The 23771-nt window shown below is 44.6% G+C and carries 15 protein-coding genes and 1 tRNA gene; 10 read left to right on the top strand and 6 right to left on the bottom strand.

The window, feature by feature from the left end:
* Positions 1-151: 151 nt before the first annotated feature.
* Positions 152-4462: an AAA domain-containing protein gene (locus CHX35_RS16200; protein WP_176392147.1), complete on the top strand. Its 4311-nt coding sequence runs from the start codon at positions 152-154 to the stop codon at positions 4460-4462.
* Positions 4463-4482: 20 nt separating this feature from the next.
* On the opposite strand, the gene CHX35_RS16205 is transcribed toward CHX35_RS16200, so the two are convergent.
* A complete protein-coding gene (locus tag CHX35_RS16205; protein ID WP_091839512.1) occupies positions 4483-8130 on the bottom strand; it encodes a heparinase II/III domain-containing protein in 3648 nt (1215 codons plus the stop codon).
* Between the two features lie 150 nt (positions 8131-8280).
* Between CHX35_RS16205 and CHX35_RS16210 the strand changes: the two genes are divergently transcribed.
* Positions 8281-9309, top strand: coding sequence for a right-handed parallel beta-helix repeat-containing protein (locus CHX35_RS16210; protein ID WP_176392148.1), 1029 nt, complete (start codon positions 8281-8283; stop codon positions 9307-9309).
* Positions 9310-9516: 207 nt separating this feature from the next.
* Positions 9517-9593 (top strand) — tRNA-Pro (locus tag CHX35_RS16215).
* A 71-nt stretch (positions 9594-9664) separates the two neighbouring features.
* Here CHX35_RS16215 and CHX35_RS16220 read toward each other — a convergent pair.
* A complete protein-coding gene (locus CHX35_RS16220; protein ID WP_176392149.1) occupies positions 9665-11176 on the bottom strand; it encodes an FG-GAP-like repeat-containing protein in 1512 nt (503 codons plus the stop codon).
* Positions 11177-11534: 358 nt separating this feature from the next.
* On the opposite strand from CHX35_RS16220, the gene CHX35_RS16225 reads away from it, so the two are divergent.
* Positions 11535-12080: a DinB family protein gene (locus CHX35_RS16225; protein WP_217895894.1), complete on the top strand. Its 546-nt coding sequence runs from the start codon at positions 11535-11537 to the stop codon at positions 12078-12080.
* 135 nt (positions 12081-12215) lie between these two features.
* Here the strand turns inward: CHX35_RS16225 and CHX35_RS16230 are convergent, their stop codons facing one another.
* The 3 genes from CHX35_RS16230 to CHX35_RS16240 form a co-directional block, all read right to left on the bottom strand.
* Complete coding sequence (locus CHX35_RS16230) at positions 12216-12485, bottom strand: hypothetical protein (RefSeq protein ID WP_091839520.1); 270 nt, start codon at positions 12483-12485, stop codon at positions 12216-12218.
* A gap of 150 nt (positions 12486-12635) precedes the next feature.
* On the bottom strand, positions 12636-13331 hold the full coding sequence (locus CHX35_RS16235; RefSeq protein WP_091839523.1) for a 4'-phosphopantetheinyl transferase family protein: 696 nt from the start codon (positions 13329-13331) through the stop codon (positions 12636-12638).
* 182 nt (positions 13332-13513) lie between these two features.
* Positions 13514-15148: an FAD-dependent monooxygenase gene (locus CHX35_RS16240; protein WP_091839526.1), complete on the bottom strand. Its 1635-nt coding sequence runs from the start codon at positions 15146-15148 to the stop codon at positions 13514-13516.
* A gap of 298 nt (positions 15149-15446) precedes the next feature.
* On the opposite strand from CHX35_RS16240, the gene CHX35_RS16245 reads away from it, so the two are divergent.
* The 5 genes from CHX35_RS16245 to CHX35_RS16270 all read left to right on the top strand — a co-directional run bounded on the left by CHX35_RS16245 (position 15447) and on the right by CHX35_RS16270 (position 22081).
* Complete coding sequence (locus CHX35_RS16245) at positions 15447-16226, top strand: HYR domain-containing protein (protein WP_176392150.1); 780 nt, start codon at positions 15447-15449, stop codon at positions 16224-16226.
* 618 nt (positions 16227-16844) lie between these two features.
* Complete coding sequence (locus CHX35_RS16255; protein ID WP_091839534.1) at positions 16845-18356, top strand: FG-GAP-like repeat-containing protein; 1512 nt, start codon at positions 16845-16847, stop codon at positions 18354-18356.
* A gap of 528 nt (positions 18357-18884) precedes the next feature.
* Positions 18885-20396, top strand: a complete 1512-nt coding sequence (locus CHX35_RS16260) for an FG-GAP-like repeat-containing protein (protein WP_091839538.1) — start codon at positions 18885-18887, stop codon at positions 20394-20396.
* 320 nt (positions 20397-20716) lie between these two features.
* Positions 20717-21082: a hypothetical protein gene (locus CHX35_RS16265; protein WP_091839541.1), complete on the top strand. Its 366-nt coding sequence runs from the start codon at positions 20717-20719 to the stop codon at positions 21080-21082.
* 90 nt (positions 21083-21172) lie between these two features.
* Positions 21173-22081, top strand: coding sequence for a hypothetical protein (locus CHX35_RS16270; protein ID WP_091839544.1), 909 nt, complete (start codon positions 21173-21175; stop codon positions 22079-22081).
* 91 nt (positions 22082-22172) lie between these two features.
* On the opposite strand, the gene CHX35_RS16275 is transcribed toward CHX35_RS16270, so the two are convergent.
* Complete coding sequence (locus tag CHX35_RS16275) at positions 22173-23258, bottom strand: DUF3578 domain-containing protein (protein WP_091839546.1); 1086 nt, start codon at positions 23256-23258, stop codon at positions 22173-22175.
* A gap of 298 nt (positions 23259-23556) precedes the next feature.
* On the opposite strand from CHX35_RS16275, the gene CHX35_RS16280 reads away from it, so the two are divergent.
* Positions 23557-23771, top strand: a 215-nt coding sequence (locus CHX35_RS16280; RefSeq protein ID WP_140413642.1) for a DUF4244 domain-containing protein, incomplete at its 3' end; no start/stop codon positions are given.

The following is a 23771-nucleotide window of genomic DNA, read 5'->3' on the forward strand; positions in this document are numbered from 1 at the left end:
GATATGTGCGTGTGGGTGAAGGGTTCAGTATGATAGTGGATGGGTAGATAAGCGATAAAGAGAGGATGGACAAGTGGGGGATTTTTGTCCATGCTTGTCGAAGAGGTTCCCATGAATTTCGGTCTCGTCAGTTAGTTTTGGAGAAAGGATGATGCACATGGATACCCGAGCGGAGCAACTTTTTCAATATCTTCTTGCTATGAAACAAATGGAGCATCGATCCATTCGCCATATAAAAAATTACCAAGAGTATCGTTACATGGATGATTTTCCGGAGGGAGTCGGTTGCTGGCTATTTGGCACGGGAAGTGATCCAGATGCTTGGATCGAAGTGAAATGGATGGAGCCAGAACCGATGCCTGAGCCGGATCCACTTTTTCATACATGGTTAAAGGGAAGCCCTGCTACGGAATGGACAGTGCCATCGGTACATAAGGATATGGAATTTATTGGTGATAAAGTAAATGGTTCGGAAGAACGCAATCTCATCCGTTTTGAAGAGGACATTGAGCGAGTGAAAGCTTATTCCGATTGGATGAATCGCTGGCAACCGTGGGCGGCAGAGACGAAGCGCCGTAAAGTAATTCAGGAGATCTATGATCAGCTTTTTTTCATTTACAACCAACTTGAACGGGGAGATGAAACTTACGAGATCGTAATTGGCCATGGGGTGTTGAGTTGGTCTCATCCCAAGGAACCAATTGTGCATCCACTTTTGATGACTCGCATGGAAATTTTCTTTGATGCCAGTAAAGGGAGTTTCATTTTAAAACCTACACAAAAGGGTACGGCGATGGAAGTCGATGTGTTGCAAGGGCTAGACATTCCTTGTGAAGATGAACTGTTCATGAAGCTTCAATCCTATCAGAAGGAGAATTTGATTGATCCAAGGGATGAAACCAAGACACATCCTTTGTATCAGGAGATTGCGGCCCTTTTACATCCGAAGGGATCTTTTCTTAAGCGGCGAGGATATGCCAAGGAGGATGTTGACCCTGTCATTATTGAGGGGCCGGTTTGGTTGATACGGAAACAATCGGGGAAGTTGTGGATCGATGAATTGAATCGCATGATTCAAGCGTTAAAGGAGGGGTTGAAGGTACCTGCACCCGTCCAAGCGCTATTGCAAGTGGAAACGATTCAGCCTACGGAAGAAGAGACCAAGAAATGGTCTCCAATCGGGGAAGAACTATATTTTCCCTTGCCTAGCAATGAGGAACAACGCGGGGTCGTAAAAAAACTGGCTCAAAAACACGGGGTGGTTGTTCAGGGTCCACCTGGAACAGGAAAAAGCCATACCATCGCCAATCTGATCGCTCACTTACTGGCTCATGGGAAAAAAGTGTTGGTAACCAGTCAAAAGGAACCCGCCCTACGTGTCCTTGCAGATAAGCTTCCCCCCGATATTCGTCGTTTGTGTGTCTCGGTATTAGGTGGGGATTCTCACTCATTGCGAGAAGTAGAGGCTTCGATTGAATCGATCTCACAACAGATGGACCGGATGGATACGAATCGTTTGGCGGAGCAAATTGAACGTCATCGGCAAAAGCTGCAAAGGGTAAGGGAGCGGATTGCCAAGGGGGAAGAAGCTTTACAACGCTTTGCCATAAAGAATCATGAGCCAATAACGTGGAAGGGTGAAAAGTTGAAGCCCATGGTGGCGGCTCGTGTATTAGAGAAGGAAGAGAAAGAGCATGGCTGGTTTCCTGATAAGGTAACAGGAGATCCCCCCATTACCGATGCGGATCTTTTCCGTTTGTGGCAATTAGCATCGACAGTTCCTCGGGATGCTCCTGAGGTTGCACGCTACCGTTTACCAGCAAAGGAGAAGTTGTTATCCCCGTCAACCTTTTTGGATCGGATGAAGAAGGGGGAAGAACTTAAACGGAAGGCGGAAGTATCCCAAGGGTTACTTAATCGTTACCCAGTACTTCGGGATGCAGAAGAATGTGCGCGATTCTCACAATTATTAAATCCAGCACTCCAACAAAAAGGAATTCTTGAAGCTCAGTGGTTACGACGCGTCCTGGAAGATGCGCTGGCTGGGGGTGAGCGACGTCGAGGTTGGTCTGAATTGATAGTGACCATTGAGGCGATGGCAAAAGAGTTGGCGGATTTGTATGGCCCCTTGACAGAACACCGTTTGGACCTCCCAGATAAGCCCCCTGTTGAGTTAAGGGAAGGGATCCATTTGATGGGGGAGCGATTGACATCAGGCAAAGGCTTAGGAACGATGTTTTTCGTGACATCGGGAAGAAAGGTTCGTTTACTCTATGAGGAGACTTTCGTCGATGGGCGAAAAATACGGACAACAGAGGATACGAAACTCTTACAACGTCTGGTCAATTATCGTGAAAAAAGGGCGCGTTTAGTACAAAAGTGGAATGAGGTAACAAAAGAAATTGAAGGTCCTACTTTTCAAATGGATGAGGTGCGTCTTCTTCCGCAATTGGATGACCATCGCTACTCGATTGAAAAAGTGCTGGCCTTCGCCGATTCTCTTGTACCGTTACGAGAATGGGTAGAAGAAAAGTTTTCAGTGCGTTCCTTTTCATGGAGTAATCCTGGAGTGCTGGAGGAATGGGCCAATGCGGTAGGGGCAGCGCTACGAGAGTTTCGTTTTCAGCAGTGGATATCGGATTTTGAGCAGGAAGCAGAGAGTTGGATGGCTCTCTCGCGAACCGTTGGAACTCATCCTGTATGTGATCTTTTAGCAGAAGCATGGAGAGCCCAGGATTTTGATCAATGGTATGAAGCCTATGATGAGGCGGAACGACTCATTGATATTCAGGATCGTTATCACGAACTGTTAACCATGCTAAAACCGATGGAAGACAAGGCTCCTCTTTGGACCCGATACATATTGGAACGCCTTGGTAATCCTGGACCCTTTCCGGAAAGGTGGCAGGAAGCTTGGCATTGGAAGCGAGTTCAAACCCACCTGGATCACCATCTTGAACAGGATCTTGAGAAAATACAAGCGGAGATTCATGATGCAGAGGAAGCCGAAAGGCGATTAATTGAAGAGACTGTGACGGACTCATCCTGGCGAGAACAACTACTCCGTATCACTGAACAAGAGCGACGGGCCCTTCATGGTTGGAAACAGAAGATCAAACGTATTGGGAAAGGAACAGGCAAATATGCCGACAAGTATCGGCGAGAAGCTAGAGAAGAGATGGAGCAATGTCAATCCGCGATTCCGGTGTGGATTATGCCCATCCAGCGTGTCATTGAAAACCTCAGTTTGACTCAGGAGCGTTTTGATGTGGTGATTGTGGATGAGAGCAGTCAATGTGATATCTTTTCACTCGTGGCATTAATGCGTGCAGACCGAGCCATCGTTGTTGGGGATGATCAGCAAATTAGTCCACAGGCGGTTGGTGTGAGTCAAGAAATCGTACGGACGCTGATTAACCATAACTTACAAGGACTTCCCCAATCGACGAGCTTCGATTCTCTCACCTCCTTATATGATATGGCAATCCGTGTCTTCGGCAATCATGTGATGCTCAAAGAGCATTTTCGCAGTGTACCGGAGATCGTAGGTTTTTCCAATGATCTTAGTTACAATCGTGAGATGGTTCCTCTTCGGCTACCGACTCTTTCAGAACAGGTAGATCCCCCTGTATTGGCAAAACGGGTAAAGGGGATACGGGACCCGCATATGGAAGTCAACGAAGAGGAAGCGGCAGCGATTGTGAATGATATTGCACAAATGGTAGATGATCCTGTATTCCAAGGACAAAGTATGGGTGTCATAACCCTTTTGGGTCAGAAACAAGCCCCTTTAATTGAGCAGAAGCTTCGAGATAGGATTGGGGAAGAGAAGATGGTTCAACGGAAGATTTTATGTGGAGATGCATACACCTTTCAGGGAGACGAACGCGATATCATTTTTCTTTCGATGGTGGTTGGAAGCAACGTTCGGTTTATGCCATTGACAAAAAGCGATGCCCGGCAACGGTTAAATGTCGCAGTGAGTCGTGCTCGCAATCAACTTCGCCTCTATCACTCAATCGATTTGGATCACCTGCATCCACAGGATTTGCGACATCGTTTATTATCGTATTGCCTGAATCCAATGCATGAAAATGAAATCAATAGCGCGATGGAAATGAACGGTCAATCCGAATTGGAAGGGGATGTATTACAACGAGTGGTAGCAGAAGGGTACCGTGTAACCCCTCATGTAAAGGTAGGGCATGAACGATATTTTATTGATCTGGTGATTGAGGGTCAGTATACCCGCCTTGCTGTGGAATGTGATGGTGATCAATGGGATGACATCGATTCCTTTGGATATGATCGGATGCGGCAAAAAACCTTAGAGCGAGCCGGCTGGACCTTTTGGCGCATTTGTGGCAGTCAATTTTATCGTGACCCGGAAAAGGCACTGGAGCCTTTATGGATGAAATTGAGGGAGATGGGTATTGAGAAGCAACCCGTACACCAAATCTAAATAGAAGGCCGCTGAATCATTCATTCAGTGGCCTTCTTGTTGTTTGTCCAGTACGGAAAAAAGGGTGCGCTTATAGAAATCGGTGCGATCGAACTCCCCTCTTTTTGAAGGGGAATCCTCCATGTAGCCCCTGGTTGGATCGCGTAATGATAACCTTTACTAAAATCAGCAGGGTCTTCGTACTTGTGAATGAGGGTGTTGTCTCCGATGTTAAGGGAGTATTGGTTGGGATGAAGAACGTTGACACCATGGATGCGGTACGTGGTATTCGATTTTGTGTGGTTATTAATATAGATCCATTGTCCAATCAGAGAAGATGGATGCTGAATGGGGTGTCTTGTTTTGACAATGAGTTCGTTAGCTCCTGCTAACGAGTGTGTAAAATCAAGGACAGTACCTTGAATGGCAGCATGGGGGAGGTGGAGTAAATTTTTATGCTGCCATTGTAGAATCGTGCCGTCATTCATATAGGCGTAAATCGGTTGTCCGTTTTTGGTCGAGACATAGCCGAAAAATCCACGGAAGGTAAAGGGACCCACCTGATAGATGGAGTGGGCATCGAGTGAGTTAAATAGGGTATCGATGCGTCCATTCCTCAGTTGAATCTGAAGAGCAAAGGTGACTGAGCTATGTTGAATGGGTTTTCCATTCTTCCGTATAGTGAGTGGCCGAATATGCTCGATTTGTCGATGGTTTGTATAGGGTTCGATGACGGATACAAATTGACTGGTTAACGGATCTCCACAACGCTGAGCGATTAAATAACGCAAATGGTTTGGATTCCCGGGTAAGTGGGGAGGGTAACCATTCGCAAGGGCAACTTCATGGACTGGGGTTAACATGGTGAGTCGAAGGTGATGATCTTCTTTTTTAGGGAGGATGTGCCAAGTATCCTTGATTTGCCAATCAATAAAATAAGGAGATCGCGGCTTTGGATCTCGTGCGACACGATCAAGGTAATGAAACCCGCTTCCTTTATAGCTCCATCCGGAGGGCTGGTTGTTTTCTTTGTGACCATAGGGGATGTCAGCGCCTGCATAGCTTCCAGTATGTTGGGGCTGTAAGTGTAGTCCCCCTGTGGTTACGCGCCCTTCAGCTCCATGGAAACTATAATGATGACGATGCCCTCCTTTAACCCTAAACCAATCGATCAGATACGAATGGGTAGGATCGATGTCGACCATGGCCAGTGTTCGACGATATCGCTTGGTTTGCGGATAGGCTTTGGGAACATCCACATCAATTAACTGAATGGGTGGTTTTCCATCGAAGTGATGGGTAATCCCATGAGTTTGCTGGGTTTGGGGTTGTTGATTAACCATAACGGTATTGTGACTTATGGTGTTTGCTACCCATTCGGTACGGTTTTTTAGGTTGAGCGGGTACCCAAGATCGGGGGAAAGATCAAGGCCACTATCATGGATACCGATATTTAAAGTATCGCGATGTCCATGTCGATGAATGGCATTCTCGCCATAGTACATCCAAACCTGATGCTTGTGTTGGGGAAAGGAGTATGACGAAGCCTGATCTTGAATGGTTAAACAGTCGAGACCTAGACCAAAGCCTGAAGCAGAAGGGTTTTTGCCGATGTTGTGAAAGGTAAGGGAATGGTGCCCTTTTGTGAGAGCGAAGGATCCCAGTGGGAGGGTAATCACTTGGGAATCACTCCGATAAAAATCCATCTGCCTGATCGACTTCCCATCTAAGCGGATGTCGAAAACGCCTTGATTGGTGGCATGGAGTAGGGAAAGCGTTAGGTATTGATTGCCGGTTTTTGGTACTGAGAAAGAAAAGGTGATTTGGGCACCGGGGTGCTCGGCAGGCATCTGAACCCCTTCGCTATCGTCGAAATAATTCTCGGGTATATGGAAGGCTTCTGGAATATGTTTAGCCAGAGAATCATTTCGTAAATACAATGCTCCTTGGTGATGGATAATCTCTGCGCTTTTTTTTGTAATCGGCAGGTGACTGAAGGGAAGTTGAGTTCCCGTCGTTGAACCACTCTCCTTTCCTGAACGTAGAGCGGTAAAGCCAAATCCCGATAATTGGACGCTTTTCGGGTGAAAGGGCCCCTGAGTCATGATGGTATGGCGAATTTGGCGCATGGTTTCATCGGGTTTTCCAGAAAAAATATCGCCATGTAATCCGTCGAGAGAGTTTCCGTTCAAATAATGAGCGGCTTGTGCATAGAGGGGCTGATGATATTTAGCAAAGGCTTTCACATATTCTTCCGCTGAGCCAAGTAATACCGGGTTTCCGGTCTTAAAGGAATCGCCAATCGCCGGTGTATGATGTTGAAGAATAAATGGCCAACGAGTATCATGCATTTTTTTAAATTTAAGGTGCTGATAAAGGTCAGCTTCAGGGTACCGGTCATACCCCTCGAGAATCTCGGCGATGCTGGTGATCTGGGTCAGCCAATAGGAATTGTATTGGGTCGAGGGCTCATCACCGAATCCATCGTGATCAACACGATTCATTAAGGTTGGATAAACATCCCCACCGGTTATATGTGGCCATGGCCATGGTGAAAATGAACCGGCTTTAAAAATCCAGTCAATCCAAGTCTTTGATGTTATCGGATCATCAAGAACGACAGCGGCCATGGCTAATGCGCGTTGATGCATACCAAAATTGCCGCGGATTTGTGCTTTTTGAATCCCAAGAAAGATTTGTCGAACCAGACCATCCTCGATATTTTTACAAATTTGTGCCCCGGAATTTTTGGGGTTTTTGAGATGATATTGTTTGGCTTTCTTCGATAAGAAATGTTTGACCCGAGGGGAATTCATATGGGGGAAAAAAGCATCATAGGCAGCGACATATTCGGTGACAGCAGTGGCTTCCCAAATGCTCCCTCTAATCTTGCCTTGTCCCGTGCCGCCACTGGCATTTAAATAGAGGGAGGAATCGTAGTCAGCTAGATTCATTGCTGGATAGACATCTGCGATTCGATCAAGAAGAATGATACCCGCATCAGCATATTGGTCATCCCCGGTATAAAGGTAAGCATCTCGAAATGCTCGTAGTGCAGTATCAATCATGCCACCATGCCAGATATGCCAATGATTATAGTAGGCGATAAAGGTCCAACGGTCACCATGTTCGTCTACCCATCCTCTCCCATCATCCACTCCCCACTTCTCGCCCTTTTCAGGGTAAAGTTCATTTTTTAAAAAATGTGGGTTTGCTCGCTTGCGGTCGAAGATGCCATGCTCGTCCAATCCGCTTATATAGTAGGAGGCAAAATCGTTGGTAGGAAAACGATAACCACTGGATGGATCCTTTAGTTTCCAGGGATCTTGATCAGACTCAGCGATCCATCCGCGGTATCCATAGCGATCATTTAATTTTTTGCCTGTGATGGGAGATCCTTTTTCCATATTGACTGCATAGCTACGGGGAAGCGTTTGGGGAGTGATGGTTGTCCAAAGCTTTTCGAACCCCCAACCCAGATAATGATTGGCCTCATGAACCGCATTATCCCGGATTCTTTGTGCCCATTTATAACGCTTAATGTTGTGTCGAGCATGTGCGATCTTAGTTGGTGTGTAGTAAGTCGCTCGTGTTTTGGTGGCTACAACCGCGGTAGAAGTAGGGAATGTGGGAAGGAAAGTAAGGCCCGGTATCGTTAAGAGTAAGAGACGGAGGATCCAAATATTCATGCTTTAGGCTCCTTCAGGTAAAAAGTCCTGTCCTATGATCAATAATCGTAATATTATGTATTAGAGTGGGAGATGGGTATGATCAATTGAAAATTGAATGACGGCATGGTTCTACTCCATACAATTTTTAAAATACAGGAGGAATCCGTCATGACTCAATTTAATGTGAAAACCTTTGGTGCAAAGGGAAATGGCACCGCAGATGATGCCCCTGCTATTCAAAAAGCGCTAACGGCGGCGCGAGAGGCTGGTGGAGGGACTGTTTTTGTTCCAGGTGGTATCTATAATGTGGGCAACCTTCTTAAAATTTATGATCATACTACCCTGGAATTGGATAAAAATGCGCTGATTCGTCGTCAATCTGATGCCAGTGTCATGATTATAAATGGAACCAATGGGCAAGGTGGATATCTGGGAAGTCAAGATATTGAAATCATTGGCGGGACATGGGATGCCAATATGAAGCTCAATACAATTTCATGTACCGTGATCGCTATCGGACATGCGACTAACGTACGTGTGCGTGATACAAAAGTGCTGAATGTGTACAATTGGCATGGGGTTGAGTTGAATGGGGTGAATCGGGGAGAAGTGAGCCGGTGTCTATTTAGCGGCTTTACCCTCACCCGAAAATGGAGTGAAGCGATACAGCTCGATATCATGATATCAACGGATGCCTTTCCTTGGTTTGGTCCCTATGACAATACGTATTGTCGGAACATCTTAATTGAAGGATGTGCATTTACCAGTGATTGGTATCGGGGAATCGGGAGTCATTCAAAGGCGGAGGATGTCTATCATGCACATGTCCGGATTATCAATAACCATTTTGAATATTTGGCGGGCTCCGCAATCGAAGCTTACCGCTATCGACATGTTTCCATCCAAGGGAATACCTTCTCAAAAGTGGAGACGGGAATTCATCTACGAGATTCCGCTTATTTCTCCATTGGTGGGAATAGCATACGGTATCCGGAGAAAGATGGAATCCTTCTAACCGGTTCATTTGGAAATTCAATTGTGGGTAATGTTGTACGAGGTGCAGGTGGAGCGGGAATTTATGTGGATGCCAATTCTGAACGGAACAACCTGTTAGGGAATGCCTTCACTGACTGTGCCAATGGTGGAATTGTAGACAGAGGAAGCAAAACCACAAGGAGTGGGAACCGTAACAGGTAGATCTGTCATAAAGAGAAACAATTTATTCCTGTTTACCTTTTTTGTGTAAAGAATAAATTCAAACAAAAAAAATTTGATTTTCTGCTATTTAGGGCTTGTGTTTTTCATGGATCTCAGTATATAATAGGTCTTGCGGTGATCGAAACGGCTAGGGTGCTTGAACGAACGACATGTATTTTGGTTGATATCTACACCGCACAAATTTTACGGGGTGTGGCTCAGCTTGGTAGAGCACCTGCTTTGGGAGCAGGGGGTCGCAGGTTCGAATCCTGTCACCCCGACCATATAGGTTGGAAAAAACGAGTCCGAGTGGGCTCGTTTTTTGTTGTGCATTCCATAACTTGAATTTGCTATTCTACTCTTCTTGGAAGGGAATGACGGTAACCGTGAAGGTACCGGTACTGGTATTTTGGTTGGTGTCTATCGCGTTACAGGTCACGATCGTGGAGCCAATAGGGAAGAAGGTCCCGGAAGAGGGCGTGCATGTGATGGTAATGGGGCCCGGGCAATTGTCTGTTGCGTTGGGATCGGGGTAAGTCACGATGGTACCAATCTGGTTATCGGCGGTGACTTCAATATCATTGAGACCCGAGAGAACGGGGGGCTCGGTATCGATGACTGTGACGGTAAAGGTGCACGTTTCAATATTGGTGGGGTCGATATCACTTGTTGCGGAACACATAACGAAAGTTGGAGAGCCGACAGGAACTGTATCAGGGGTACATAGGGTGGTTACATTGGTGCATTGCGCGGTGGTTGGAAGGGGGACGGTCCCTTTACAGGTGCCTGGATCATTTTCCAGGGTAAGGTTGGGGCAAGTGAGCGGGTTGACGCAACTGTTAAGTAAGACAGAGATGATTAGATCATCACTATTGGCAACTGCCACATCAAGGCTTCCATCCTGATTAAAGTCCCCTAGGGTAATTCCTTGAGGGCTCATTCCAACAGCGAAGGTGGTCTGGGTGCTAAAGAGTCCGGTTCCATCACCTAATAACGCGGATACGGAATTGCCGCCACTGTTCGTCACGGCTAGATCCAGATTCCCATCGCAATTAAAGTCCCCTGTGGTAATTCCATATGGGGTATCGCCGGCGGCAAAGGTAGTTTGGGTGCCAAAACCTCCAGTCCCATCGCCCAATACCACGGATACAGTATTATCGTCACTACTAGCAACTGCCAAATCGAGATTTCCGTCGTGATTAAAGTCCCCTGTCGTAATTCCTTGGGCGGTATCTCCGATGGGAAAGGTGGTCTGAGTGTCGAAGGAACCCATCCCATCCCCTAATAGAATGGATACCGTATCATCACTTAAATTGGTAACCGCTAGATCCAGGTTCCCATCCTGATTAAAGTCCCCAGTAGTAATAGCGAATGGGGATCCACCCACATCAAAAGTGGTTTGAGTACCGAAGGAACCCGTCCCATCTCCCAATAGTACCGATACGTTATTATCATTAAAATTAACGACGGCTAGATCCAAGTTGCCATCGTGATTAAAGTCCCCGATCGTGATCAGGTTCGGGGCACCACCAACGTCAAAAGTGGTTTGAGTGCCGAAAGAGCCGGTTCCATCCCCCAATAGTACCGATACGTTATTATCAAGCCCATTGACAACCGCTAGATCCAGGTTCCCATCGTGATTAAAATCCCCAGTGGAGATTCCAACTGGGAAATCTCCAACAGCAAAGGTTGCCTGAGTACCAAAGGAACCCATCCCATCGCCTAATAATACGGATACGGTACTATTACTTCCATTGGTAACGGCCAGGTCCAGATTGCCATCCTGATTAAAATCCCCGGTGATAAGGTCTTGTGGTCTACTTCCAACGGCAAAGGTACTTTGGGTAAGAAACGAAGGACAAACCATTTTTTCATCATCCTTTTCTATTGAGAGGGGTACTTTAGTTGTTATTCTCATAGAGATGAGTATTAGGATCGTTGCTGGTATACGTTATGGTACGTTGTAGCGTAACAAGGGTGTCAGGCATCATGGATATGCAGGGTGATATTGATCTGTAAGGATGACAGCGAAGGATAAAGGATTGAAGAGGAATATTGCCATCGGTTGAGATCGATGCAGCGATGGGTGTCGGCCTGCATTTTGGTTCATTTGTGGGGTGAAATGGTCTTTGTCAGCCAGAAAAGCGAATAACATAGAAGGATAACAGGAGTAGTTATGTGAATTATCTAACGGAGTCAATTTATACAAAAAAGGGGATGGATTGATGAAGGAAGAGATGAAGGTGAATGAAAAGAACACCAGCGATATGGGACTCGCATCGATGACGAAAAATTTTGCAGCGTATAATCTGTGGGCCAATACACAGTTGATTGCGTGGCTGCGTTCAAAGCCTGCAGAGAAAATGGAACGGGAAGTTCCATCGAGTTTCCCGACCATCAAGCTTACATTGCATCACATCCTTCAGGTTGAAACCTTTTGGCTGTCGGTGTTAAAACAAGAACCGATCCAATTAACCCAAGAAGAATATACGGGCACGATGGAAGCGTTATATACGAACCTGATGCAACAATCAAAGGAATTAGCCAGTTATGTAGATGGGTTGACGGAAAGTGAAATCAGACGAAATTGTCATGTGGAGACACCCTGGTTTAATGAGACAAAGCCCTTGTGTGAATTTGTTCTTCAAATTATGAATCATGGTACATACCACCGTGGACAAATTGTAACGATGGGACGGAATGTCGGATTGACGGATGCGCCAATGACCGATTTTAATTACTACATTTTCTACGGTAAATCAAAGGCGTGAATGGTAAAGGAATTGTCTATGAACGCAAAAAGAGACGGATTCCCTAGAGGAAATCTGTCTCTCTGTGATTTTTTAGAAGGTGACAGGAATGCCTCTGCTTTGTACCCATCTCCCTGATACGTAACGCGATTAGGATTAGGTATCGCAGGTGACATTTAAAACTCGTAAAGCGGTAATCTTATTGATGGGGATCGTCGTTACAGCGAAGACTCCCTGTGGGTCTAAATGATAGACTTGGATTGCTTCTCTTGAGACCCCTCTCACTAATCCGTTGGTATTGACAGTACTACCCGTTGAACTTAGATAAACGACGCCAACAGCAACCCCACAAACGAGAGATTGAGCAATCTCTTTTATGTTCGCACTGCTAATTTTTATTTTCTTTTTCATGGGTTCCTTTTTCAAAAAAACCTCTCCTTCAACCTACACAACCATCAGGTACAACATCGGGCTCTTTGTACCATTCATTCATAGGATGTCATATTATATGAATCGGATTGGAATGTGTTACTAGAATAAGAGATGAGGTTTCGGATTCAATGAATGATAGGATGATTATACATAAGGGAGATATTGCTCGAGCAGTGTTGACCAGGTAAGTTCTTCAATCTCCCAAGTAGGGTCATTGACGACGTTGCTGATGGCTCCAGATAATAAAAACCCTTCTGCGAGTGATTCTGTATAAAAGAAAAAGCGGCTATCCGCATCGGTCTCAGTAGGGACAGAGAAGGAGAGAGGAGGGAGGGAAAAGCCTTTACCTATGGCTTTCATCACTGCCTCTTTTCGCGTCCAGATGCGATAAAAAGCCTTTTGTTTCTCTTCATCGCTCCTTTGCTGTTGAATATAGGAGATCTCATTCTCAACAAATACGGTTTTCATCACGCCAAGATGATCTTCATGGGTACCCTCGACATCAATGCCTACTTCACATTCGGTTGTCACGGCACAGGCTAAAAGGCCATGGGTATGGGAGAGATTAAAATGGACGGAAGGTTGGCTATTTTTTGTGAGAAACAGTTTGCCATATTCGTTTTTACAAAACGTGATTTCTTCAGGGTGAATGCCGAGTCGTGAGCTTAGCGCGGACTTGAGCAATAGCCGACCAAGTAGAAATTCTACTTTCTTGTGATCTACTTTGTAACGATGGAAAACCCCCTTCTCTTCATCTGTTAATAAAGATAGGTAGGGAATGAGATCCTGGATCGGTATTAAAGGGAGTTTGACATAAGATACTTCAATGAGATGGCTCATAAATGTGTTCCTTTCCCGTTAGGCGGAACTTGATTGGTGGTTCGATTGTATTTTGAAAGGGGATCGTGGGTATGGATAACTGATCAAACCTTTCTTTGATTCTAGTTTATATGAAAAGACGGTGGGATCGAAAGAACCGTATCCTTTTTGAGAAAAGGATACGGTTCTTTGTGCGAGGTGAGTTAGATTTTTTTAAGTTGAATAAAGGTAGATAATTTATGGGTGCTCGAAGGGATATCAAAGGTCGACTGATGAAATACGAGATGCCCATCAGGTCGGATGACAATCAGATGTCTCTCCCTCATGCCGATTTTGTTAGCAGCTTCATTTTTTAAGTCAAAAAGGGTGGGGAGCTGATTGTCATAGTTGGTAGGGTTTCCTGCGCGGGCAACTAAGAAAGGAGTGATAAGATCGCCGAATTGCTCGCGTATGGCTTGTGCCCAAGCATTTGCATCGGAGAGGGTCGATTGATCAGCTACCTCGGTATATAGAAGAGCAAGAAAGCGATGTTGTTGCAGGAGAGAGTGTAAGCGTATTTCTTGATAGTCTCTATCGAGAAAATGAATATGGGGAATGCGGTCACCTGCTTGTAAAGCCGTAAATGCAAGCGAATGATCCGTTTGAGTCGCAATGTGAGGAGCCGATCGATAGGAGATCGATAGGTTGGACAAATTGTTGATGAATTTTTTCTGCACGATGGGGGTGGATAAAGCACCAATGCCAAGCCAATTGCGAAATAGCGTCCAAGGGGGTTTGATGGTCATCGTTTTCAGGGCTTGTGTGGTTGTTTTAATAATTTGCTGGGCAACGGGGTAGCGTTCGGTATGGTAAGTATCGAGGAGAGAGGGGGGCGCTTGGTGGGAAAGAACCAGTGCCAGTTTCCAGGCGAGATTGGAAGCATCTTGTAGTCCAAGATTCATCCCTTGACCACCGATGGGATTATGGATATGGGCGGCGTCTCCCAAAAAGAAAGTCGAGCCCGTGCGGTAGGATGGGATTTGGCGATGGTCAGTTCCAAACCGAGCGAGCCAACGGGGTTTTGATAGGCGAAAACGTCCAGGTAATAGATGATCGATTTGGTTTTGTAATTCTTCCAGGGGTAGTTCTTTATGATGGGATTGATCCATTTTGGAAAAGTCAATGGTAATGACGCGGAAATGCCCTTCTTTAAAGGGGAAGAATGCGGCGATTCCCCGTTCGGTTAAAAACGCGTTTAAGTAGCCGTGTTCGAGTCCTTCAATGGATACATCCCCTAGTGCGAAGGAAATGTTGTCCTTCTTCCCTAGAAAGGAGATTCCCAGTGCTTTGCGGACGGGACTATGGGAGCCGTCGCATGCTAATACATACCGTGCTTTGATTTGTGTGGTTCCTTCTGCATGATTCACAGTAGCTGTGACCCCATCTTCTGTTTGAGAAAGTTGGTTGAGTTCCCATTGGCGTTGGACAGTCACCTCATGATGGTTTAAATGTTCTTCAAGAATGCGTTCCGTTTCCGATTGTGGGAGGGTACATAAATAAGGGAAACGGCTATCCAATTGGGAAAGTTCTACGGTGACGGTCCCAGCCTTCTCTAAATGGAATTTCGCTCCTGGAAGTAGAAAAGATTGTTTAATAAAGGTTTCAGCCAATCCCAAACGATCCAAAGCCTCAAGGGAACGGGGTTGGATACCGAGTGCTTTGGAGTAAATGGAGGGAGCCTCTCTTTTCTCGATGATGGTAAAGTCCACCCCCCCGTGCAACAGCTCATTGGCAGCCATTAACCCGGTTGGTCCAGCGCCAACAATTAATACATCCGTCGTTTGTTCAGAATGTACCAATGGAAAAACCCCTTTCCTAAGCAAGCAATCGCTATCATTGTACCATATATTTACAAGTGATTGCTCACTCAAAATCGTAATATACAAGTTGGGTGATGGACATTGAGAATCATGAGGATATCGGAAAATATCAAGGTAAGAATATTCAAATTACGTGATGTCTTACACTTATTTTTCACATTGGGAATACGTATGGGCGTATAGTTTGATCAGCCACACTGGTTCAACGGGGACGGTATTCTAGGCCTTGTCTCTCCCATTCATAGCCCATCGATTTTTTATTAGTGGAAAGGATGAAGTGAAATGGTCTGTCCAGCGTTCGGTCCCCAAACCACTTTTGCAACGGGAAATAACCCAGTTACTATCGTTACTGGAGACTTTTAATCATGATGGAAACCTTGATTTAGCGGTCCCCAATATTTTAGATGATACGGTATCGGTATTATTGGGAGATGGGGCGGGTTCCTTTGGCACCCAGACCACCTTTGTAACAGAGAATAGTCCGAATGGAATTACTACTGGAGACTTTAATCACGACGGAGCCCTTGATTTGGCAATTACCAATATAGGTGATGATACCATCTCCGTCCTACTTAACAGTTGTGTCAACCCGTTTATCTGCTCCGACCTCACATTGGAAAATGATCCTGGGACCTGTGAAGCGACGGTTCCCCTTCCAACCACCACGCAATGCCCCAATGTGACCACTGTTTGTAATCCCGATACGGTTCAAGTAGGCCCTCCTACGCCGGTTACGTGTACGGCCACGAGCGATATCGACCCGACGAATTCCGAAGCGTGTACGTTTACCGTCACAGTCAAGGATATAGAACCCCCAGTTCTCTCAGGCCTCAATGATACTGAAATCACAGCCGATAACGATATTGGAACCATTGTGACTTATCCCGATCCCACTGCGACGGACAATTGCCCAGGAACGATTACCATTACCTGTACGCCCCCCTCCGGCTCCTTCCTCCCCATTGGTACCACTGTTACTTGTACCGCAACGGATAGCAACGGTAATTCCAGTACCGGTACGTTTACTATCATGGTGATCCCTTTTCAAGAAGAGTAGTAGTCAGGGAAGCATTTCTAAGCTTCGTTCGAATTGAGATCGACGCGTGAACGTAACGGTGATCAAAAGTCCTATCGAAAAAAACAGAAAATGTACCATCCTGATGGTTAAACGTACCCAAATGAATCCTTTGTTCATGGAGCGTAACTCGATGTCAATCAAAGTACGTAGCCCCTATGCCAATGGAGCCATTTCGGAGGAAGTTGGGTGGGTATTATATCCCGCATAAAGTGAAGCATGGAGATAAATTGGAATAGATAAGGTGAATTACTATATATAGTTGGCGTCAGAAGCGTAATGGTCAGTTATTTACTCCCGACGGTATGATGGTTATGGGGAGTTAGGGGGAGGGGCTTGTGTGGAAGGCGGTCGTTACTCTCACCTCTTCTCCTGTGCCTTTATTTTTAACGGTGGGTGGAAGTTGTCATTGCTTGCGAGTGCAACTTCATACCGAAGTGAGATCAAACAAATAGGTGATGCCAGACACTCCTTTTGATCATACGTTATAGGAAGTGGTGAATTCGCACAGTTTAATTATCCATATGGTTTCAACGGGGATGGCATTCTGGATCTTACGATTCCCATACACATTTTATTTTATAGGAGGGATGAAGTGAAATGGTTTGTCCTGCGTATGGTCCCCAAACCACTTTTCCCGTAGGCAGTAACCCGGCGGGAATCACGACTGGGGACTTTAATCACGACGGAAACCTGGATCTGGCTGTTACGAATAGTGGTGAAACTAGTATATCCGTGTTACTGGGGGATGGAGCGGGTTCCTTTGGTACCCAGACTACCTTTTCCGTAGGCAGTGGCCCGGTTGGAATCACGACTGGGGACTTTAATCACGACGGAAACCTCGATTTGGCGGTTGCCAATTCTGGTGATGCTACGGTCTCGGTGTTATTGGGAGATGGAGCGGGTTCCTTTGGTACCCAGACTACCTTTTCCGTAGGCAGTAGCCCGCTTGGAATCACGACTGGGGACTTTAATCACGATGGGAACCTGGATATGGCGGTTACCAATTCTGGTGATGCTACGGTCTCGGTGTTATTGGGAGATGGAGCGGGTTCCTTTGGCACCCAGACTACCTTTGCGACAGGGACTAATCCGTTTGGAATCACGATTGGGGACTTTAATCACGACGGAAATTTGGATCTGGCGGTTACCAATAATGGGGATGATACCGTCTCGGTGTTACTGGGAGATGGGACGGGTTCCTTTGGCACCCAGACCACTTTTACCGTAGGCGGTAACCCGGTTGGGATCACGACTGGGGACTTTAATCACGATGGGAACCTCGATTTGGCGGTTGCCAATCAGAATGATGCTAGCGTCTCAGTATTATGGGGAGATGGGATGGGTTCCTTTGGCACCCAGGTCACCTTTGCCGTAGGAACTTTTCCGCAAATAATCACGATCGGCGATTTTAATTGCGACGGAAGTTTTGATTTGGCGGTGACTAATTTTGATGATGCTACCGTATCAGTGTTATTGGGAGATGGAGCCGGCTCCTTTGGTCCCCAGGCCACCTTTGCAACAGGTGGTGCTTCGTTTGGAATCACAACTGGGGACTTTAATAGTGACGGAGCCCTAGATTTGGCGACTGCCAATTTAAATAATAGTAACATCTCTGTCTTACTTAACAGCTGTGTCAACCCGCTTACCTGCCCCGATCTTACACTCGAAAATGATCCTGGGACCTGTGAAGCGACAGTCCCTTTGCCAACGAGCGCACAATGTTCCAATGTGATCACTGTTTGTAATCCCGATACGGTTCAAGTAGGCTCTCCTACGTCGGTTACTTGTACCGCCACGAGCGATATCGACCAGACGAATTCCGAAGCGTGTACGTTTACCGTCACGGTCAATGATACAGAACCTCCGGTTCTCTCCGGACTCAATGATATCGAAATCATCGCCGATAACCAGATTGGAATCATCGTGACTTACCCTGATCCCACTGCGACGGACAATTGCCCAGGAACGATTACCATTACCTGTACGCCCCCCTCCGGCTCCTTCTTCCCCATTGGTACCACCACTGTTACTTGTACCGCAACGGATAGCAACGGTAATTCCAGTACCGGTACGTTTACTGTCATGGTGATCCCTTTTCAAGGAGAATAATAGTACTAAACTGTGTTAGTAATTAGAATTTTCGTGCGAGAGTAACGATGATATCCTATTGGGAAATCCGGATGATGTACGATCCTGATTGTTAAAAGAAACCCAAATGAATTCTTTTTCATGGGAGGTGACCCGATATGGATCAAACACTTTTCCCTACGCAAACCTGGGTACCTAGGGTTTCGTAGGGGTTTTAGTATGCTAAGGATAGTTTTAACTTTTGTCTCTACATGCCATTTAATTGTGAGGGAATCGTTTTGATCCTCTTGTGTGTGATCTTTACCGTTCCTTTATTTTTTTATTTGATACTTGTCGTTGTCATCGCATAGGCGATTCTCCTCCGCAGGATAGATCATACGAAATACGCATGCCTGACACTCCTTTAGAACCCTGGCATACGTTATAGGGGGCAATCTGTGCATGATTTGATCACCCATACTGATTTATACGGGGACGGAGGTGGGATTCGATCCTACTCTTACCCTAGACATAGCCCGTCGAGTTTTTTAATGGGAAGGGTGAAGTAAAATGGTCTGCCCAGCGTTTGGTGTCCAAACCACTTTTGTTACTGAGAATTTTCCGGATTTGATCATTACCGGAGACTTTAATCATGACGAAACCCTTGATTTGGTGGTGACTAATTTTTTTAGTAATACCGTCTCGGTGTTATTGGGAGATGGGACCGGCTCCTTTGGTCCCCAGACCACCTTTGCAGTAGGGACTCGACCACAAGGGATCGCTACTGGGGACTTTAATCACGACGGAAAACTTGATTTGGCAGTAGCCAATCGGGGTGATGATACCGTCTCGGTATTATTAGGGGATGGAACTGGTTCCTTTGGTACTCAGACCACCTTTGCTGTTGGAGATAACCCCTTCGAGTGTATCACTGGAGACTTTAACCACGACGGGAACCTGGATTTAGTAGTGACTAATTTTGATGATGCTACCGTCTCGGTGTTATTGGGAGATGGAACCGGCTCCTTTGGTGCCCAGACCACTTTTGGAACAGGGGATGGCCCGGCGGGTATCACGACCGGGGACTTTAACCACGATGGGAACCTGGATTTAGCAGTGACTAATTCGGAGGATGATACCCTCTCGGTGTTATTGGGAGATGGAAGCGGTTCATTTGGTGTCCAAACCACTTTTGTAACAGGGGATCGACCAATTGGGATTACAACTGGGGACTTTAATCACGATGGAATCCTTGATTTGGCAGTTGTTAATCAGGTTGATAATTCCGTCTCAGTGTTATTGGGGGATGGAACTGGTTCCTTTGGTCCCCAAATCACTTTTGCCGTTGGGAGTATCCCCCAAATCATTACCACCGGGGATTTCAATTGCGATGGCAATCTCGATTTGGCGGTGACTAATTTTTTTAGTAATACCGTCTCGGTGTTATTGGGGGAGGGGACCGGCTCCTTTGGCACGCAAAGCGCCTTTGTTGTTGAAGGGACCCCGTTTGGGATTACCACCGGGGACTTTAATAGCGACGGAACCCTTGATTTGGCAGTTGCCAATGTACAAAGAAATACCGTTTCCATCTTACTTAACAGCTGCGTCAACCCTCTCACATGCCCCGACCTCACATTGGAAAACGATCGCGGGACCTGTGAAGGGACGGTTCCCCTCCCAACTACCCCCCAATGCCCCAATGTGACTACCGTTTGCTCCCCTGTGACGGTAACAGTCGGCACTCCAACGTCGGTTACATGTACTGCTACCAGTGATATCGATCCTGGCAATACAGAAACCTGTACGTTTACCGTCACAGTCAATGATACGGAGCCCCCCACTCTCTCGGGCCTCAATGATATCGATATCGAAGCTCATAACAATATCGGTACGATCGTCACTTACCCCGTCCCTATCGCTACCGACAATTGCCCAGGAACGATTACCATTAAGTGTACGCCCCCCTCCGGATCCTTCTTCCCCATCGGTACCACGACCGTCACTTGTACGGCCATCGACAGCAACGGCAATTCCAGTACCGGTATGTTCACCGTCAGCGTGATTCCCTTTGAAGAAGAGTAGCCATGAAGGTATCATCTCTAAATGTTGTTAAGAATTGAGCTCTTGTGTGTGAGCATAACGATAATGAAAAAACCGATTGTGACGATGAATACGCTCCTTTGGGGCGTTTTTGAGCATTTCAAGCCAGGTGTTTTTTCTATGCTGAATGCTTGGATTAGCAGGGAGAGATAAGGTGACTGGAAGTATTCAGCTGGGTGGGTCCGCAAAATGGGAGTTGGGAAGTCGATTAGATGGGTAGAAGTTGAAAGTGAATCAGTGGCAGGGATGTGTACTCCGTGTTGTGATGATTCATTGGACATGAAGCGGGAGGAGCGATACTGATGGAGGATCTGGTCCAGGAGTGCCGGCAGCCAGGGAATAGAAGAGGGATAGAGAGGCGAGCAGCATACCAACGTGAACGTCCGATTGACCCGAATCACTTTCAAAGATATGCGCTCCGCTCCGCATTTTACAAAGAAGAAGTTCAGGAGATTGGTGAATGGAAACAATGGCGAATCGAAGATGCTTTATCGGGTCTGACGAAGTTGGAACGGGATGAATATATGATGAAGGTGGGCCAGGGTTTTTCAATGGGGACTATTGTGGCATATATGGGGGATAGCAAGAGTTCTGTTCAGGTTATGATGAAGAGGGCAGAGCAAAAGATGATGAGGCAAAAAGAGACAAGCCTATTCCTTGTGGGATAGGCTTGTCTCTTTTTGTCTATTTTCACTAAGTGATACGCGCTATATAATATGTTACTATAATATAGATCATAATTATAGAGGTGATACAATATGGGAAAAAGAAGTGGAACTTATAATTTAGAAACGTATATTGAAAGATATTTATCCATAGAGTTGATTATGGGGAGCATTATAGTTCTGTGGTACATTCTTTCCTATTATTACCAAGTTGGTATTCTTGCTTATTATAATATACCGTCAAATTTTATTAATGTTGAATTAAAAATGTTATTCATTCCGGAACTCGGTTACTTTACATATCTGGGTGTGTGTGTAATTTTCTTTATATTTAGTTACACTACATTACTTCTCCCCTTTAATAACTTTAAAGTTAAATCAAGTTGGAAATTGAAAATATCAAAATCCATTGCTAGTATAATAGTATATGTATTATTGCCCCCGTATTTTTTAAGTATGTCAACTAATGACCTTAATCAATTTACGGAATATTATATAAAATTTTTAATTATAGTTATTTTAACATTTCTATATACGTATTGTTCTAGTTATGTATTGCACTTTACTTACTATTTATTCAAACACAGAAAGAGGAGTTTGAAATATAAGAGCATAAAATCGTTGGTAAAATCAAGACATGTGAAAGAGGCTTTGATAGAAAGAGGGAGTTCTACTACTGTTTTTATTAAGTACACTGGCTTGTTTGTTTTTTATATATGTTTACTTTGTACATCAGCTTATTTATATGGATATAGTTATATATCTTCATCAGAAAGTGAACATTATATAATAGATAGTCCGAATAAATATAAAAACAGATTAGTTGTCGATAGTTATAATGATTCGTATATTACATTGCCCATTAAGCAAATAAAAAAAGATAATAGTCTTACTGTTGAATCAGAAATTAAGCTAATTAAACAAGAGGATGCAAAAATTAAGTTGGTAGAAACAGGGAAAATAAATGTTAACACGAGATTAAATAATATAAATCAGAAATAGACATAGTAAAATGATTGAATTTAAACTTAGATTGTCATACAATGGCCAACTAATAGTGAGGGAAGCTATCCTATCTTCCCTTCCGATATTCTTAAACATAATAATTTAGAAGATCGTAGTAGCTAATAATTAACCCCCAGGTAGCCAGTATTTCTTTTCTTTGATTGTATAGCTTATTGATTATTTCTTCTTTAGTTTTTAAAACTGCATGATGTATCGCCCTATGGCAATTCGGGCATAGAGAAATAATGTTACCTGGAACATCTAAACTACAAGAGAATAGGTCTTGTTTATTCAGAGGTATGAGGTGGTGAGCTTCTACAAAATTCAAACTTGAACTCCTTGAAATAAATGTTGCATGACTAGAATCAACCTCACATTGAAATTGTGCTTTTGATAAAGCTTCCTTTGCAAATTGAGGATTTCTAACCCAAGATGTGTGATTCGCTGTGATTCTATGGGGTATAGGTTGTGGTACTGAGATAGATTTTGATAAAGGATCTCTTTGAATTTCTTCCTGATAATGTACGTCATCTAATTCATTGTTAAACTTAAATCTATTGGGATTTTCAATTATTTTTGGTTCTATAATAAGTGGGTTACCCATATAACCCTTCATTTCTCGATAAACTCCAAGTAAGTTACGGAGATCATTAATTAATGTAGGTTGATCAGGTAGAAATTCTTGAGAATAAAATTTTCCGCATATATGTCCCAGTTCATATGCTTTTCCCCTGTTTAGTTTACAATGCAGGTCAATGTTTTCAAAAGAGAAATCATTTAAACATGAACGGAGTGCATCTCTCCAGATATGAACGGACTCTTTTATTTTTTCTCGTCCTTCTTTAGCTCCATAGGTTTTCTCATAATATGTCCAACCTTGATTCAAAGAAATGTAGACTCCACTCATATCTGCTCTAAAAAGGTAAACGATATAATAACCTTTGGTGGGGGTTTCGGTGATATCTTTATCAAGTATTGCTGCCCAGGGTATTTCGGCCCATTTACCTTTTCCAGTGGAGCTTAATACAATGTATCTCTCTAGATCGATAGAAGCAGAAGATATAATGTTCTCGATGGCTTCTCCTGTATACCATTTAATGAATGGGTTACTTTTAAATGGGTTTGAAAGCTCTTTTAGATACTGATTCATTGTGGTCTCAAATATGGTTTTCATTATAAATCACTCCTTAACTATAAATTAAAAGAATGAATGTCATATTGGCAAGAGTAATTCCGAAAAGAGATCTATTTGTGTTTCAGGTGACTAAAATAAATTTGATTGAAGTTACACTAAATCTCGATACTATAGCTATTTGTAGCCACCTTCGGGTGTTTTTTCTATGCTGAACACGTAAAGTGACGAATACATCTCTCTTTAAATGTAAAATAGTCCTTTTAGTCTATATTTTCTATAGGTTCATACCAGATAAAATAGTACCACCGACTAATTCTTAGGAAATAGAGGTGGTTATTTGAGGTTTTTAAAATCATTATGGAATGTATTTCGAAGTAAAAAAGGTGCAGAAACGGTTGAGTACGTCATCATTATGTGTCTTGCGGTTGCTTTGGGTGGTGCGCTGGTATCCGCTGTGAAGAGTGAGCCCGTTCAATGTAAGATGAAACAAGTCATTGAACAATCTCTCCCAATGGAATATAGCGGGGATAAATCAGAGTGCGGGGAATTAGC

It is taken from the genome of Marininema halotolerans (assembly GCF_900116235.1).
Lineage (GTDB): Bacteria > Bacillota > Bacilli > Thermoactinomycetales > DSM-45169 > Marininema > Marininema halotolerans.